The 15,729-nt window shown below is 55.0% G+C and carries 13 protein-coding genes; 8 read left to right on the top strand and 5 right to left on the bottom strand.

All coding sequences use genetic code 11. The features are described from left to right. Positions 1 to 64 precede the first annotated feature (64 nt). Positions 65 to 1,048, bottom strand: coding sequence for a substrate-binding domain-containing protein (locus ACXI0A_RS10745; RefSeq protein WP_476148948.1), 984 nt, complete (start codon positions 1,046 to 1,048; stop codon positions 65 to 67). 365 nt (positions 1,049 to 1,413) lie between these two features. Between ACXI0A_RS10745 and ACXI0A_RS10740 the strand changes: the two genes are divergently transcribed. Together ACXI0A_RS10740 and araA are read left to right on the top strand one after the other, a co-directional pair. Continuing rightward, the gene (locus tag ACXI0A_RS10740; RefSeq protein WP_476148950.1) at positions 1,414 to 3,099 is read left to right on the top strand and encodes a ribulokinase; all 1,686 of its coding nucleotides are present in this window, start codon (positions 1,414 to 1,416) and stop codon (positions 3,097 to 3,099) included. Positions 3,100 to 3,110: 11 nt separating this feature from the next. Then, positions 3,111 to 4,601: an L-arabinose isomerase gene (gene araA, locus ACXI0A_RS10735; protein WP_476148952.1), complete on the top strand. Its 1,491-nt coding sequence runs from the start codon at positions 3,111 to 3,113 to the stop codon at positions 4,599 to 4,601. A gap of 865 nt (positions 4,602 to 5,466) precedes the next feature. Here araA and yjfF read toward each other — a convergent pair. The 4 genes from yjfF to ytfQ are packed head-to-tail and all read right to left on the bottom strand — an operon-like array spanning position 5,467 to position 9,992. Further along, the gene (gene yjfF, locus ACXI0A_RS10730) at positions 5,467 to 6,453 is read right to left on the bottom strand and encodes a galactofuranose ABC transporter, permease protein YjfF (protein WP_224928738.1); all 987 of its coding nucleotides are present in this window, start codon (positions 6,451 to 6,453) and stop codon (positions 5,467 to 5,469) included. Then, positions 6,450 to 7,466, bottom strand: coding sequence for a galactofuranose ABC transporter, ATP-binding protein YtfT (gene ytfT, locus ACXI0A_RS10725; protein WP_476148954.1), 1,017 nt, complete (start codon positions 7,464 to 7,466; stop codon positions 6,450 to 6,452). Before ytfT ends, yjfF begins: the two co-directional genes overlap by 4 nt. After that, positions 7,459 to 8,979 carry a galactofuranose ABC transporter, ATP-binding protein YtfR gene (gene ytfR, locus ACXI0A_RS10720; protein ID WP_476148955.1) on the bottom strand — a complete coding sequence of 507 codons (1,521 nt, stop codon included), beginning with the start codon at positions 8,977 to 8,979 and terminating at the stop codon, positions 7,459 to 7,461. Before ytfR ends, ytfT begins: the two co-directional genes overlap by 8 nt. Positions 8,980 to 9,035: 56 nt before the next feature. Then, positions 9,036 to 9,992 (bottom strand): galactofuranose ABC transporter, galactofuranose-binding protein YtfQ, encoded by a 957-nt coding sequence (gene ytfQ / locus ACXI0A_RS10715; RefSeq protein ID WP_097119804.1) that lies wholly within the window; start codon positions 9,990 to 9,992, stop codon positions 9,036 to 9,038. A gap of 674 nt (positions 9,993 to 10,666) precedes the next feature. Between ytfQ and ydgT the strand changes: the two genes are divergently transcribed. The 6 genes from ydgT to rsxD all read left to right on the top strand — a co-directional run bounded on the left by ydgT (position 10,667) and on the right by rsxD (position 15,729). Next, on the top strand, positions 10,667 to 10,882 hold the full coding sequence (gene ydgT, locus ACXI0A_RS10710; RefSeq protein WP_038647227.1) for a transcription modulator YdgT: 216 nt from the start codon (positions 10,667 to 10,669) through the stop codon (positions 10,880 to 10,882). Positions 10,883 to 10,983: 101 nt separating this feature from the next. After that, the gene (locus ACXI0A_RS10705; RefSeq protein ID WP_224928749.1) at positions 10,984 to 11,424 is read left to right on the top strand and encodes a DUF2569 domain-containing protein; all 441 of its coding nucleotides are present in this window, start codon (positions 10,984 to 10,986) and stop codon (positions 11,422 to 11,424) included. Positions 11,425 to 11,547: 123 nt separating this feature from the next. Continuing rightward, positions 11,548 to 12,129 (top strand): electron transport complex subunit RsxA, encoded by a 582-nt coding sequence (gene rsxA / locus ACXI0A_RS10700; protein ID WP_476148959.1) that lies wholly within the window; start codon positions 11,548 to 11,550, stop codon positions 12,127 to 12,129. Then, positions 12,129 to 12,707, top strand: a complete 579-nt coding sequence (gene rsxB / locus ACXI0A_RS10695; RefSeq protein WP_034827415.1) for an electron transport complex subunit RsxB — start codon at positions 12,129 to 12,131, stop codon at positions 12,705 to 12,707. Before rsxA ends, rsxB begins: the two co-directional genes overlap by 1 nt. Further along, a complete protein-coding gene (gene rsxC / locus ACXI0A_RS10690; protein WP_476148961.1) occupies positions 12,700 to 14,670 on the top strand; it encodes an electron transport complex subunit RsxC in 1,971 nt (656 codons plus the stop codon). Before rsxB ends, rsxC begins: the two co-directional genes overlap by 8 nt. Then, positions 14,671 to 15,729: an electron transport complex subunit RsxD gene (gene rsxD, locus ACXI0A_RS10685; protein ID WP_476148963.1), complete on the top strand. Its 1,059-nt coding sequence runs from the start codon at positions 14,671 to 14,673 to the stop codon at positions 15,727 to 15,729.

Below are 15,729 nucleotides of genomic sequence, written 5' to 3'. Positions count from 1 at the left end.
TGCACACCCTACAAATGTCGTGCTCATCATTTGTAGGGTCACCATTAATGGTGACCGTTGACCGTTACATCAGCCCTTTCTTCGCCAGCTCGGTTTTGAAGTTGTCGCGGGTAATCAGCACCACATCGGTAACTTCGGTGAATTTCGCTGGCTCTTCGCCTTTGGTCACCCAGTTGTAGAGCATCTGGCTGCTCTTATAACCGTGCACATCCGGGCTTGGCAGCAGCGAACCGTAGAAGCCGGTTGCTGCACCTTTTGACAGCTCGCTCACCGCGTCCACACCGTTGATGCCAATGCCAATCACGTCGGGCGCTTTGAAGCCCTGGCCTTCGGTCGCGCGCACGCCACCCAGCACGGTGTTGTCATTCATGCCGACGATCAGCCAGTGTTTCACTTCTGGATGCTGCACCAGCAGCGAGTTACCAGCGTCAAACGCGCCGGGAATATCGTTGGATTTGGTCGGCACCTGATAGATCTGTTTTTCCGGGAATCCGGCTGCTTTCAGCGCGTCCATCGAACCGCCGGTGCGACGACGTGCGGTATCCAGCTCATTAGCGGTAATCGCCATTACGCCGGTCTCTTTCGCATCCCAGCCGCGCTTCTGCATCTCTTTGTAGAGTTCCTGGCCCTGACGCTCACCAATTTTGGTTGCGGCCATCATCACCAGCGGCACCGTGTCCATTGGCTTGCCTTTGGCGGTGACGAACTGGTCGTCAACTGCAATCACTTTCAGGCCATAGCTGCGCGCCTTCGCCACGATGGCTGAACCCAGTTTCGGATCCGGGGTGCAAATCACAAAACCTTTGGCTCCGCTCGCCGCCAGGCTATCGATGGCATTCAGCGTTTTCTCGCCGTCGGGCACGGCAATTTTGATCACTTCAAAGCCAAGATCTTTACCGGCCTTATCAGCGAACTTCCATTCGGTCTGGAACCAGGGTTCCTCCGGTTGTTTGACGAGGAAACCGAGTTTCATGGTCTCGGCGATAGCGGATTGTGACATAACCGCGGCGAGACCTACCGCCGCCAGCGCTTTAGTGAATTTATGCATGATGCTCTCCGGCACAATGGCGTTTTTCGCTGTTAATAACGAATCGGTGTAAACGCTACCAATTGGATTTCACGTTTGGGTACAGCGCAAAATCAGCGCGTTAGCTCAAAGGTTGTACAAAGGCTGTGCAAACGCTGGGCTAGTTGTAGCGGTAATGGAGAAGAAAAATGTAGAGCGGTATCACATCCCAAAACGATGACCAATTCCTCCATATATTCAGCGAAATTAACCAGTCATTAACTTTTGCTATCGATCACATAACGGTTTCGATGACAGAAAAGTGCATATTCTCAGCCAGCGATGACTAACCGCTTACGCACCCGCATTCCAGGATAGAGCCAGATAACTCACACAGGAGAATCCCAATGGGTGCTGGCGCCATAACAATTGGGCTGGATTTTGGCAGTGACTCGGTGCGTGCCCTCGCCGTGGACTGCCACAGTGGTAAAGAGCTGGAAAAGGCAGTGGTGAACTATCCGCGCTGGGCGAAGGGGGAATTCTGTGACGCGCACGCCAACCGTTTCCGCCATCATCCACAAGACTATATTGACGCGCTGGAGCAGGCGGTGGTCGCGGTGGTGCAAGCGTTAACCCCCGAACAGCGCGCCGCCGTAGTGGGGATAGGTGTGGATTCAACGGGTTCAACCCCTGCGCCGATTGACCGTGACGGCAACGTTTTAGCGTTGCGCCCGGAGTTCGCCACCAACCCCAACGCCATGTTTGTGTTGTGGAAAGATCACACCGCAATTGAAGAAGCGGAAAAGATTAATCAGCTGTGCCGCAACGGTCATTTCACCGATTACACCCGCTATATCGGCGGCGTGTATTCGTCGGAGTGGTTCTGGGCCAAGATTCTGCACGTGTCACGCGAGGATGCAGCGGTGCGTGATGCGGCAGTGTCTTGGGTGGAACTCTGTGATTGGGTGCCAGCCCTGTTGAGCGGGCGCACCGCCCCGGCGCAGCTGCGGCGTGGACGCTGCGCCGCTGGACACAAATCGCTGTGGCATCCTGAATGGCAGGGTTTACCGCCCGCAGATTTTTTCCGTGCACTCGATCCGCTGTTGGTAGAGCAGCTGGATTCTCCATTGTTTACCGACACCTTCACTGCTGATGTACCGGTGGGCACCCTCTCCACCGAATGGGCGCAGCGTTTGGGGTTGTCGGAACAGGTCATTCTCTCCGGTGGCGCCTTCGACTGTCATATGGGCGCAGTCGGTGCGGGCGCGCAGCCTTATACGCTGGTGAAAGTGATTGGCACCTCAACCTGCGACATTCTGATTGCCGACAGTGAGAAAGTCGGTGACCGCGCCATCAAAGGCATTTGCGGCCAGGTCGATGGCAGCGTCGTGCCGGGCGCCATTGGCTGCGAAGCGGGTCAATCTGCGTTTGGTGATATCTACGCCTGGTTCAGTCGCTTGCTGGGCTGGCCGCTGCAGCAGGCCGTGGCGCGTCATCCTGAGCTGCAGCCACAACTCGCCGAAATGCAGCAGGATTTGATCCGCTCCCTCACCGAAGCCTGGGCCGCCAATCCCCAGCTTGATCATCTGCCCGTGGTGCTGGATTGGTTCAACGGGCGTCGCACGCCGGATGCCAATCAGCGTCTGAAAGGCGTGATCACCGATTTGAATCTTGGCACCGACGCGCCCGCCTTGTTTGGTGGTCTGGTCGCTGCCACGGCATTTGGTGCGCGCGCCATTATGGAGTGTTTCGAGAAGCAGCAGATTCCGGTGGAGAGCATTCTGACGCTCGGCGGCATTGCGCGGAAGTCTCCCGCCATTATGCAAGCCTGTTGCGACGTGATGAATCGTCCGCTGGATATCGTGGCTTCTGACGAGTGTTGCGCGCTGGGTGCTGCCATTTTTGCCGCCGTCGCCGCGAACGTGTATGCCGATGTGCCTGCCGCACAGCAGGTGATGGCAAGTCCGATTGCCGTGACCTTGCAGCCCAACAGTCTGCGCGTGGCGGGCTATCAACAGCTTTATCAACGCTATCAAAACTGGTGCCAGGCCGCTGAACCTCAGTATGCCGCCCGCGCCACATCCGCTAAGTAAAGGAGCGAGAAATGGAACAGAACGTTTGGTTTGTGATTGGAACTCAGCATCTCTACGGAGCGGAAACCTTGCGCCAGGTCGAACATCACGCACGCCAGGTGATGGACGGATTGAATCAGGCGGGCACGCTGCCGGTGCCGCTGGTGTTGAAGCCGCTGGTGAAATCACCGGATGAAGCGCTGGCGCTGTGCCGCGAAGCCAATCACGACAATAATTGTGTCGGTATCATTACCTGGTTACACACCTTTTCACCGGCCAAGATGTGGATTGGTGGGCTGAGTATCCTGAATAAGCCCCTGTTGCAATTCCATACCCAGTTCAACGCCGAGATTCCGTGGGACAGTATGGATATGGACTTTATGAACCTGAATCAGACCGCGCACGGCGGCCGCGAGTTCGGTTTTATCGGCGCGCGCATGGGCTTACAGCACAGCGTGGTGACCGGCCACTGGCAGGATAAGACCAGCCAGCAACGCATCGGACGCTGGATCAATGCGGCACTAGCGAAGCAGGCCAGCCAGCAGCTGAAAGTGGCGCGCTTTGGCGACAATATGCGCGAAGTGGCGGTGACTGAAGGCGATAAAGTGGCCGCGCAGATTCAGTTTGGTTATTCGGTTAACGGTTGGGGCGTCGGCGATCTGGTTGAGGTGGTAAATAGCGTCAGCGATGGCGATGTGCATGCGCTGGTCGATGAATATGAGAGCCAGTATTTGTTCAGCGAGGCTGCCGCCGTCAATGGCGAGAAGCGTCAGAACGTGCTGGATGCAGCGCGCATTGAACTTGGTTTGAAGCGTTTCCTTGATGATGAAGGCTGTAAAGCCTTTACCACTAATTTCCAGACCCTGCATGGCATGACGCAGTTGCCGGGGTTAGCGGTGCAGCGTCTGATGGGCCAGGGTTATGGTTTCGCCGGTGAAGGTGACTGGAAGACCGCCGCGCTGCTGCATATTTTGAAAGTGCAAGCCGGGAACCGTGCGGGTGGCACCTCATTTATGGAGGATTACACCTATCACTTCTCACCGGGCAACGATTTGGTGCTCGGCTCACATATGCTGGAAGTGTGTCCATCGATAGCCAAAGAGGCGAAGCCGTTAATTGATGTGCAGTTCCTTGGCATAGGTGGCAAAGCCGATCCGGCGCGTATGATTTTCTCCACGCCAGCCGGTCGCGCGGTGAATGCCAGCGTGATTGATATGGGCGATCGTTTCCGTTTGCTGGTGAATGTGGTGGATGCGATTGAGCAGCCAAAACCGCTGCCGAAGTTGCCGGTTGCGCGTGCCTTGTGGCGTGCCCAGCCCTCACTGGCTACCGCCTCTGAAGCCTGGATCCTGGCCGGCGGTGCGCACCATACGGTGTTTAGTCAGGCACTGGATTTGGATGATATGTATCTGTACGGCGAGCTGAACGGCATTGAGGTGCTGGTGATTGATGAGGATACGCGTTTGCCGGCGTTCAAAGACGCGTTGCGCTGGAATGAGGCGTATTACCGGTTAGCACGTTGATCGTTTGATTACCGGTTAAAGCCGCGTTAACTCGCGGCTTTTTTGTGGCTAAAACCCGCGTTCCAGTGGGCAAAAGTGGATTGTGGGTAAAACCGTGCGGTTCAGTCGACAAAAGTGGACGCTGTGACTAAAAACGTGCGGTTCAGTCGACAAAGGTGGGCGTTACGTAAAGTCGGCGTGAATACATCCCTGTAGCCTCGGACGCCGCATCCATGCGGCGTACGCTTTACTCCACTGCCCACCTTTGTCTCCTTTATGCAGGTTCGTTGCGGTTTTTTTGGCGCTGAATTTGAATCGAATATTCAAGTTCGCACTGACTACAGCAATAAAAGTCCTAACCACCGTTCTCTCTTTACGGAGGAGTCCGGGACTGAGCAGAACTTTCAAGTTTGCACAGACCACAGCGATGAACCTCCTAACTGCCCCGTAGAGGCCAGCCCGAAGAGCAAAGCGTTCGCGCCAGGGATGGCGCGGTCGATCTGCATGGATGCGGGGTTCCTTTGCGATCGGGCTGGCCTTTGTGGGGCTTCGCACCGAACCATCAGCAACTCCACCTAACTTACAAAGATGGGTGCTGTGGCTAAAAACGCGCGGTCCAGTCAACAAAGGTGGACGTTACGTAAAGTCGGCGTGAATACATCCCTGTAGCCTTGGACGCCGCATCCATGCGGCGTACGCTTTACTCCACTGCCCACCTTTGTCTCCTTTATGCAGGTTCGTTGCATTCAAAATATGAGCGCCAACCCTTGTAATCCCCACCCAACATCCACAATTCTGAGCACCAAGCCTCCAACACCCTCGAATCGGAGCCTCAAAACAAAAAAGGTGCGCAAATTGCGCACCTCCTAAAACAAGCCACTGACAACTACGAAGTTAAACGCTTAACCGGCGCATTCTTTTGACGATCCCACATCACGGTCAGCAGGCGTTGCAGGGCAATGAATGCGAATAACAGAATACCGATGGCGATCTTCGTCCACCACGAACTCAGCGTGCCGTCAAAGTTAATCCATGTTTGAATTAGGCCTTGAATCAATACACCAAACAACGTGCCGAGTACCGTGCCGACACCACCGGACAACAAGGTGCCGCCAATCACCACCGAGGCAATCGCGTCCAGTTCCACGCCCAAGCCTGCCAGGGCATAGCCTGCCGAGGTATAAATCGAGAACACAATCCCCGCAAGTGTCGCCAGGGTAGTGGACAGCATATAAATCTTGATGGTGGTGGCGCGAGTTGAAACGCCCATCAACTGCGCCGACGTCAGGCTGCCGCCGATGGCGTACACCTGATTACCAAAACGCGTGCGATGCGCGAGTATAATGCCGCCAATCACTACAACAAGCATAATCACCGCCAGCAGGCTGAGACGACCGCCACCGGGAATCTTCCACGCGAGGCTCGACAGCGTGGAATACAGCGGGTGGTCGATGGGAATCGAGTTTTCCGACACCAGATAACTACAACCGCGCAGGAAGAACATCCCCGCCAGGGTAATGATAAAGGCCGGGATCTTCAGCGCATCGATTAGCCAGCCCATCATGGCGCCAAACAGTGCCCCCATCGCCAGTACAATCGCGAAGGCAAGGATTGGATCGACGTGATAATCGCCGATGATCTTCGCCAGAAACACACCGCTAAAGGCGATAACGGCTCCCACCGACAGATCGATACCGCCTGACAAAATCACAAACGTCATGCCGACGGCGATGATGCCGAGAAACGCGTTATCGGTCAGGATATTGCAGATCACGCGTGTCGAGGCAAAGCCAGGGAACTGACTCAGGCAGAACAGATAACCGGCGACAAACACCAGCAGCGTAATCATCAATGGCAGATGGCGCTTAATCATTTTGGTCGTCTCCCTTTCAGCATGGCGATAAAGCGCGGCGATTGCAGTAACAGCACACACATCACCACTACCGCTTTCACGACCTGATTCAACTCCGGCGGGAAGCCAGAGAGCAAAATACCGGTATTCATCGACTGGATAATCAGCGCGCCGATTAACGACAGCACCAGATTAAAACGCCCGCCCATCAGCGATGCGCCGCCAATCACCACGGCGAGAATGGCATCCAACTCCAGCCATAAGCCCGCGTTGTTGGCATCGGCGCCACGAATATCCGCGGCCACGATCAGGCCCGCAACAGCCGCGCACACACCGCTGATGGCATAGGTGGACATCACCACTAACCAACCGTTGACACCGGCATTACGGGCAGCTCGCAGGTTAATGCCCACCGCTTCGATAAACAGTCCTAGCGCGGTTTTACGCGTCAGCAGCCACACCAACAGCGCCACCAGCAAGGTTATCCACACCGGGACCGGCAGCATCCACAACGAGCCACTGCCGAACCAGCCGAGGCTGTCGCTGTTGAAGGTCACAATCTGACCCTGGGTAATCAGCTGCGCGATACCGCGCCCGGCCACCATCAAAATCAACGTGGCCACAAACGGCTGAATCTTCAGGAGGGCAACCAGCACGCCGTTCCACAAGCCACAGGCCAGTCCGGTACCCAATGTGGCAAGGATGATAAAGGTCAGACTGTGGCCAGCAACCGTCAGCGTGGCTGCTGTTGCGCCCGCAATTGCCATTACCGCGCCTACCGACAAATCAATCCCGCCGGTGGCAATCACCAGCGTCATACCGATGGCCAGCAGCGCAACCGGCGCAGCGCGGTTGAGGATATCAATCGGGCTGCCGAACAGGCGGCCATCCTGGATATGCACGGCAAAAAAATTGTTCGCGACCAGGCTATCCACCAGCAGCACCAAGATGAGCGCGACGATTTGTGGCATGCCAGGCGGCAACTTCGGCTTACGCCGTTCAGGTTTTGGATGTGTCATAGGGGATTCAAGCATGTTGTGCTCCTCCATCGGCGATGGCATTCACGATTGATGCCACCGACAGCTGCTCCAGCGGGATTTCAGCCACCTGCTTCAGATCGCGCATGATCAACACGCGATCGGCATAGCCCACCAGCTCTTCGAGTTCAGAGGAGATAACCAGTAACGCCAGTCCATCGGCGCACAGTGTTTCAATCAAACGAATAATCTCGGCATGTGCACCAACGTCAATGCCACGCGTCGGTTCGTCGAGGATTAAGAATTGCGGTTTAGTCACCAGCCAGCGTGACAGCAGCACCTTTTGCTGATTACCGCCGGAGAGTAGCTCAACCGGCTGATCGGCATGAGGCGTGCGAATCCCCAGGCTTTTGATAAAGCGCTCGGCGATGGCCTGCTGCTCACGACGTTTGATCGGCCTTAGCCAGCCGCGTTGGGCCTGCAGTGCCAGAATAATATTCTCGCGCACCGATGCCGCGCCGATAATACCGTCGGTTTTACGATCTTCCGGGCAGAACCCCATGCCCAAATGGGAAGCTTTGGCCGGTGTCCGAATGTGCTGCACTTTGCCTTTAATGGTGGCGGTACCGCGATCCGCACGACGGATGCCAAACAGGACTTCGGCGGTTTCGGTGCGGCCCGATCCCAGTAATCCGGCTAAGCCCACCACTTCTCCCGGGCGCACCTCCAGGTCGAACGGTTCGATGGTGCCCTTCTTGCCGTAATCTTTGAATGACACCACTGGTTGATTGCTCTTCAACGTACTGCCCTGACGCTGCAGGGCGGTCTCCAACAGCTCGCGCCCCAGCATCAGTTTGATCAATTCGATTTGCGGCAGCGATGCCGTATCACGTGTGGCAATAAACTGCCCATTGCGCAATACGGTGATGCGATCGGTAATGCGATACACCTGGTCTAAAAAATGTGTGACAAAAATCAGGCTCATCCCTTTGGCTTTCAGTTGCGCCATCAGGGTAAACAGCATTTCGACTTCACTGGCATCGAGGCTGGCTGTGGGTTCGTCGAGGATTAACACCTGAGCCGAGAGATCCACGGCGCGGCAAATCGCAATGATCTGCTGCATTGCCACCGAGTAATGGCCCAGAGGACGCGTCACGTCGAGGGCGAAACCGTAGTTGCGCATCAGCGCATCGGCGTCACGCACCATACGCTTACGATCGATCATGCCAAAGCGGCGTGGCTCGCGGCCAATATAGAGATTGTCTGCCACCGACATATTCGGCAGGAGATTCACTTCCTGATAAACCGTACCGATGCCCATTTGCTGCGCATCGGCAGTATTGTGCGGTGAAATAGCGGTGCCATTCAGGGTGATGGTGCCTGCATCACGGGTGTAAACGCCGGTCAGCACTTTAATTAACGTGGATTTCCCCGCGCCATTTTCGCCCAGCAGCGCCATGATCTCGCCTTTGCGAATGCTGAATGACACATTATTCAGCGCTTTCACGCCGGGAAAACCTTTGCTGATACCGTTGAGAGTCAGGAGTGCGGATGCATCTGCGGTGCTCATCAGGTTCTACCTCGCCTTACGTCATGAAAAACCGCCCCGAAGGGCGGTTGCGGGGATCAGTAACCCATGCCTTTTTTGGTGTCGAGCTGGGCCTGCGCGGAGTCCGGCAGATACAATTTCGATTCGGTTTTGATGATTTTTGGTGGCATCGTGCCGTCTTTTTTGAATTTCTCCAGCGCATCGAAGGCCGGACCCGCCATGTTTGGCGTCAGCTCTACGTTGGCATTGGCCTCACCCGCCAGCATCGCTTTGTAGATATCCGGAACGCCATCGATAGAACCGGTAAGGATATCTTTGCCCGGCTTCAGACCCGCTTCTTTGATAGCCTGGATGGCACCGATCGCCATATCATCGTTATGCGCATACACCATGCAGATGTTCTTGCCGTTGTTTTCCGCCTTGATAAAGCTCTCCATTACCTCTTTCCCTTTACTACGGGTAAAGTCGCCGGACTGCGAACGGATCACTTTGATGTTGTTGTGGCCCGCGATGGCTTCGGCAAATCCTTTCTTACGATCGATCGCTACGCTGGCACCCACGGTGCCTTGTAACTCAACCACGTTACACTTCTTGTCGCCGACTGTTTTCACCAGCCAGTCACCGATCAACTTGCCTTCCAGCACGTTGTCTGCGGTCACCACCGCCATATACAGCGATTTGTCTTTTACCACGATGGCGCGGTCTAACAGGAACACCGGGATTTTGGCGTCTTTGGCTTCTTCAAGCACCGGTTCCCAACCGGTTTGCACCACCGGAGCGATGAAGATGGCGTCAACGCCCTGTGCGATGAACGAACGCACCGCTTTGATTTGGTTTTCCTGCTTCTGCTGACCATCGGCGATTTTCAACGTGATACCGCGCTTTTGCGCTTCGCTTTTCGCCACGTTGGTTTCCGCTGAACGCCAGCCAGATTCCGAGCCAACCTGTGAGAAGCCCACCGTCATATCAGCGGCAAGTACAGACGTACTCAATGCTGAACTCACCATGGCGGTTAAGAGTAAACGTTTCCACATAATTTCATTCCTCTGAAGGGAGTGTGCTGTAGGGGTACAAAACGCAGATTAAGCCTGGCGCAAAAGCGAGAAAACAAGCGCGACATGCCTCACAAAATAGAATGAATTAAAGGGGTTACGTAATTAACCCCTTAAGAAGTCGTACCAGCCATATGGACGATTTGCCTGAAAATTATTTCAGTAGCCGTTAAATAAATGTAATAAACAGAATCGGTTATGAACGTTAACACTGGAAGCGATTACAGACGTTGCGTAAAGAATGGTTATTGACCGCGGACACGAGCAATGATCAGTTTTGTGATTATTCGCACACTATGTGATGGGTGTTTTTAAAGCCTGTACATGAATTTGCCAAACTGATCGACATAATTTGCCCCATAAAGCCTTTATAAGCGTAAAAATCAGGGCGCTAAGCTGAAAAAAGAATGACGTCGTTTATTTGCTTCAAGGGTGTGAGCTTTTTTTACATCCTATCGTGCGTCGGGGCTGAAATTGCCCTATTCGCGGTCAGAAATGCGCGTTTAAAACAGTAAAATGAAGAAAAAATGTCTTTTTATGAGCGAATTAGCTCACGTTGTCTGATTTTTGAATTTTTTTAACGCGTGCGTATGGACTCTGACGGCGTGCTCCCTATACTTGGGCACTTCCCAGTTTTCTATTTTTTAATGGCAATCATGACTGCGCTAGATTACCTGTTGAAATTCCGCAAAGTGAATAATCTTGAGAGTCTGGAAAAACTCTACGACCATCTTAATTATTCGCTGACCGATGATAATGACATCATCAATATGTATCGCGCTGCCGATCACCGTCGTGCTGAACTTGTTTCCGGCGGCCGCCTTTTCGATATGGGACGCGTGCCAAAATCTGTCTGGCGCTACGTAATGTAATTGGTTTTCCCCGCCTTTTTCTGCACTATTGCGTTGTCCATGTCGGGCGTGCCCCGTTTGGACATACAACGCCTTCTAAATTTCGTTACAGGATCCGCAAGATGACCGAATCGGTAAACCCGCCGCGTATTGCTGGCTGGCTGTTGTTGCCGCTGGCCTGGTTGATTATGACAATGCTGACCAGTGCGCTCGTCGTGGCCATGTATCTGAGCCCGTTATTTAATACCGAACTGCGCACCACGCTTTTTACTCACGGCGAGTTGTTGATGCAATGGGCGATTTCTTTGCTCACCGCCGCTGTGGTCTGGGTATACAGTATCTGGGTCTGCTGGATTTTCTGTAAACGTTCTCGCCGCTTACCGCGTCATTACATCCTGTGGCTGCTGATGACCGTGCTACTGGCATTAAAAACGTTCGCGTTCAGCCCGGTGGCGGATAGTAAGGCGATTCAAACGCTGCTGTTATCGCTGCTGGCTGCGGCGGTATTTGTGCCCTACTTCAAACGCTCTCAGCGTGTGAAAGAGACGTTTATCCAACCATAACGGCGCGAGTTTCGTCAGGAATTTAATTCTGAGTGCTCTCAACACCCACACATTTTGTGTAGAGGTTGAGATGCACCTCTCAATTCCGGATAATAGACGCCTTTCGGCTTCCCAGGTTAAAAAATGACCGACTACTTACTTCTCTTTATTGGCACCGTGCTGGTGAATAACTTCGTATTAGTGAAGTTTCTCGGCCTATGCCCCTTCATGGGCGTGTCAAAAAAATTGGAAACGGCCATTGGCATGGGACTTGCCACCACTTTCGTAATCACCCTTGCGTCAATCTGCGCCTGGCTGGTGAACCATCTGATTCTGGTGCCGCTCGACCTGGTCTACCTGCGCACGCTGGCGTACATCCTGGTGATCGCCGTAGTGGTGCAATTCACCGAAATGGTGGTGCGCAAAACCAGTCCGTCACTCTATCGCTTGCTTGGTATCTTCCTGCCGCTGATTACCACGAACTGTGCAGTGCTGGGTGTGCCGTTACTGAGCGTCAATCTTAACCATACCTTTTTGCAGGCCGCGGTCTATGGCTTCAGTGCCTCGCTCGGCTTCTCTTTGGTAATGGTGCTGTTCGCCGGTATGCGTGAGCGCCTGGTGTTAGCCAACGTTCCTGCGCCGTTCAAGGGCAACTCAATTGCATTAGTAACTGCGGGCTTGATGGCGCTGGCCTTTATGGGCTTTACCGGGCTGGTGAAATTCTAATGACCGCGATTTGGATTGCTATTGTGGCGATTGCTGCGCTGGGCCTGGTCTTTGGCGCCCTGCTCGGCTACGCCTCGCGCCGATTCGAGGTGGAAGAAGATCCGATCGTCGAACAGATCGACAGCATTCTGCCGCAGAGTCAATGCGGCCAGTGTGGTTATCCCGGCTGTCGTCCGTATGCGGATGCCGTGGGTAATAACGGTGAGGCCATTAATAAATGCGCCCCCGGTGGCGAGCAAACCATGCTCAAGCTGGCCGCACTGCTGAACGTTGAACCGCAACCGCTGGATGGTGGTGAGGAAGTGCAGGAACCGATCCGCACCGTGGCATGGATTGATGAAGCCAACTGCATCGGCTGCACCAAATGCATCCAGGCTTGCCCGGTGGATGCGATTGTGGGCGCCACACGCGCCATGCATACCGTGCTGAGCGATGTCTGTACTGGCTGCGATTTGTGTGTTGCTCCCTGTCCGACCGACTGTATTGAAATGCGTCCGGTTGCCACCACCACGGCCAACTGGAAATGGGATCTCGAAACCATTCCTGTACGGGTGATCCCGGTAGAAACTCATGCTTAATCTGCTAAAACTGTTCCGCAAAGAAAAACTGTGGGATTTTCAGGGCGGTATTCATCCGCCGGAAATGAAAACCCAGTCAAACGGCACGCCGTTAAGCCAGTTGCCGCTGCCTGAACAATTCATCATTCCGTTAAAACAGCATATCGGCCATGAAGGCGAGATTTGCGTGTCGCCTGGCGATCACGTTCTGCGTGGTCAGCCGCTGACTTTTGGTAGCGGACGCATGCTGCCGGTTCACGCGCCGACTTCCGGTACCATCGAAGCGATTGCGCCACATATGACAGCGCACCCTTCGGGTCTTTCCGAACTGTGTATTTTCCTGCGCGCCGATGGTGAAGATCGCTGGACCACGCTCGATCCGCAACCTGACTTCCGTGCGTTGCCACGTGAAGATGTCGTGAAACGTATTCATGAAGCAGGCGTCGCCGGTTTAGGTGGTGCGGGCTTCCCCACCGCCACCAAGCTGCGTGGCGGATTGCGCGGGGTCAAAACCCTGATTATCAACGCCGCCGAATGCGAGCCTTACATCACTGCCGATGATCGTCTGATGCAGGACTGCGCGGCGGAAGTGCTGGAAGGATGTCGCATCCTTGCCTGGGTATTGCAGGCAGAACGAGTGATGATTGGCATCGAAGATAATAAACCCGAGGCGATTGCAGCGCTGAAGCAGGCTTTGGGCGGTGACCGCGAGTTGCAACTGCGCGTTATCCCAACCAAATACCCATCGGGTGGCGCCAAACAACTGACTCAGATTCTTACCGGCGTTGAAGTGCCGCACGGCGGTCGTTCCACCGATATTGGCGTACTGATGCAAAACGTCGGTACGGCCTGGGCGGTAAAGCGCGCCATTATCGATGGCGAGCCGATTACCGAACGTGTCGTCACGCTGACAGGCGAAGCCATTGCGCAGCCGCGTAACGTTTGGGGACGCCTGGGCACGCCGGTGAGCCATCTGTTGCACCATGTTGATTTCACACCTGGCTCGCGTCAGATGGTGATCATGGGTGGTCCGCTTATGGGCTTTACGCTGCCATCACTGAACGTGCCGCTGGTTAAAATCTCCAACTGCATTCTGGCGCCGTCAGCCAGTGAGATGGGCAATAACGAAGAAGAGCAGTCTTGTATTCGTTGCAGTGCCTGTGCAGATGCCTGCCCGGCGAAGCTGCTGCCTCAGCAGCTATTCTGGTACAGCCAGGGCGGCGACCATGAGAAAGCGCGTGCGCATAATATTGATGACTGCATTGAGTGCGGTGCCTGTGCGTACGTCTGCCCGAGTAATATTCCGCTGGTGCAATATTATCGCCAGGAGAAGGCTGAGCTGCGCGCTATCGATCTCGAAGCGAAACGCACCGCCGAAGCGAAGGCGCGCTTTGAAGCGCGTCAGGCGCGTTTAGAACGTGAAAAGCTGGAGCGTGAAGCACGTCATGAAGAAGCCAAACAGCGTGTGGCGCGTAGCGATCAGGGTGAACGTGACGCGGCGATTGCTCGCGTGAAGTCGCGTGCCGCCAAAACACCAGAGCAGGAAACCGCCGAACGCGAAGCCCGTCATGCGCAGGCGTTAGCTCAGCAGGCGGAAAAACAATCTGAAACGCAGGCGCTAAGCCGCCAGTCTGGCGATCCGCGTAAAGCCGCGGTTGAAGCCGCTATTGCGCGTGCTAAAGCGAAGAAAGCTGCGGCTGCGGCTGGTGAACAAGCATCTGAACCCGCGAATGCAGCTCCGGCCGCTGAAGTCGATCCGCGTAAAGCGGCGGTTGAAGCCGCTATTGCCCGCGCTAAAGCGAAGAAGGCAGCGGCGGCTGAACAGGCATCGGCACCCACTGAAACCGCACCTGAATCATCTTCTGAAGTAGAGGCTGCTACCTCTCCTGACTCCGCCGACCCACGTAAAGCGGCAATTGCTGCCGCGGTCGCCCGTGCCAAAGCGCGTAAAGCGCAGCAGCAGCCTTCGACGACTGAGGAATAAATGGCTTTTCGTATCGCAAGTTCTCCTTATACCCACAACCGCCGCAGCACCGGCAACATCATGCTGCTGGTGGTGCTGGCTGCCCTGCCGGGCATGGTCGCGCAGTGGTATTTCTTTGGCGTGGGTTTTCTGATTCAGGTATTGCTGGCTACCGCCACCGCGTGGATCACTGAAGGCGCCATTTTGCGTCTGCGCAAGGCACCGGTGGTTCCGACACTGTCGGATAACTCTGCCCTGCTCACCGCACTGCTGCTCGGTATCAGTCTGCCGCCGCTGGCACCCTGGTGGCTGGTGGTCATTGGCACCGTGTTTGCCATTGTTATCGCGAAACAACTCTATGGCGGCCTGGGGCAAAACCCTTTCAATCCGGCCATGGTTGGCTATGTGGTCTTGCTGATCTCTTTCCCGGTGCAGATGACCAGCTGGTTACCACCAGACTCCTTACAGGCAATCAAACCCGGTTTGCTCGATTCTCTGAGCATGGTTTTCACTAATCACACCTTGGCCGGTGAGACCATGCAGCAACTCCAGCTCGGAGTGGATGGCGTGAGTCAGGCCACCCCACTTGATACCTTTAAAACCGGCTTACGTGCCGGGCACAGTGCAGAGCAGTTGCTGGCTGAGCCGATTTATACCGGCGTGCTGGCCGGGTTAGGCTGGCAGTGGATCAACCTTGGCTATCTGCTGGGTGGGATGCTGCTGCTGGCGAAGAATGCCATTCGCTGGCACATCCCCGTCAGTTTCCTGGTGTCGCTGGCCTTCTGCGCAACCCTTGGCTGGTTGTTCTCACCGGAATCACTGAACTCGCCGCTGATTCATTTGTTCTCTGGCGCAACCATGCTCGGTGCGTTCTTTATCGCCACCGATCCGGTCACCGCCTCGACGACTAATCGTGGTCGCCTGGTTTATGGTGCATTGATTGGCTTGCTGGTGTGGCTGATTCGCAGTTTTGGGGGTTATCCGGACGGTGTGGCCTTCGCGGTTCTGTTGGCGAACATTTGCGTGCCGCTGATTGATTACTACACCCAGCCGCGCGTTTACGGCCATCGCAAGGATTAA

Source organism: Pantoea sp. C1E2, assembly GCF_056491465.1.
This window is presented reverse-complemented; position numbering and strand designations above follow the sequence as displayed.

Bases quoted from the DNA above. Each gene is read 5' to 3' on its own strand.
- ACXI0A_RS10745 (WP_476148948.1), bottom strand. From the start codon at position 1,048: ATGCATAAATTCACTAAAGCGCTGGCGGCGGTAGGTCTCGCCGCGGTT.
- ACXI0A_RS10740 (WP_476148950.1), top strand. From the start codon at position 1,414: ATGGGTGCTGGCGCCATAACAATTGGGCTGGATTTTGGCAGTGACTCG.
- araA (WP_476148952.1), top strand. From the start codon at position 3,111: ATGGAACAGAACGTTTGGTTTGTGATTGGAACTCAGCATCTCTACGGA.
- yjfF (WP_224928738.1), bottom strand. From the start codon at position 6,453: ATGATTAAGCGCCATCTGCCATTGATGATTACGCTGCTGGTGTTTGTC.
- ytfT (WP_476148954.1), bottom strand. From the start codon at position 7,466: ATGCTTGAATCCCCTATGACACATCCAAAACCTGAACGGCGTAAGCCG.
- ytfR (WP_476148955.1), bottom strand. From the start codon at position 8,979: ATGAGCACCGCAGATGCATCCGCACTCCTGACTCTCAACGGTATCAGC.
- ytfQ (WP_097119804.1), bottom strand. From the start codon at position 9,992: ATGTGGAAACGTTTACTCTTAACCGCCATGGTGAGTTCAGCATTGAGT.
- ydgT (WP_038647227.1), top strand. From the start codon at position 10,667: ATGACTGCGCTAGATTACCTGTTGAAATTCCGCAAAGTGAATAATCTT.
- ACXI0A_RS10705 (WP_224928749.1), top strand. From the start codon at position 10,984: ATGACCGAATCGGTAAACCCGCCGCGTATTGCTGGCTGGCTGTTGTTG.
- rsxA (WP_476148959.1), top strand. From the start codon at position 11,548: ATGACCGACTACTTACTTCTCTTTATTGGCACCGTGCTGGTGAATAAC.
- rsxB (WP_034827415.1), top strand. From the start codon at position 12,129: ATGACCGCGATTTGGATTGCTATTGTGGCGATTGCTGCGCTGGGCCTG.
- rsxC (WP_476148961.1), top strand. From the start codon at position 12,700: ATGCTTAATCTGCTAAAACTGTTCCGCAAAGAAAAACTGTGGGATTTT.
- rsxD (WP_476148963.1), top strand. From the start codon at position 14,671: ATGGCTTTTCGTATCGCAAGTTCTCCTTATACCCACAACCGCCGCAGC.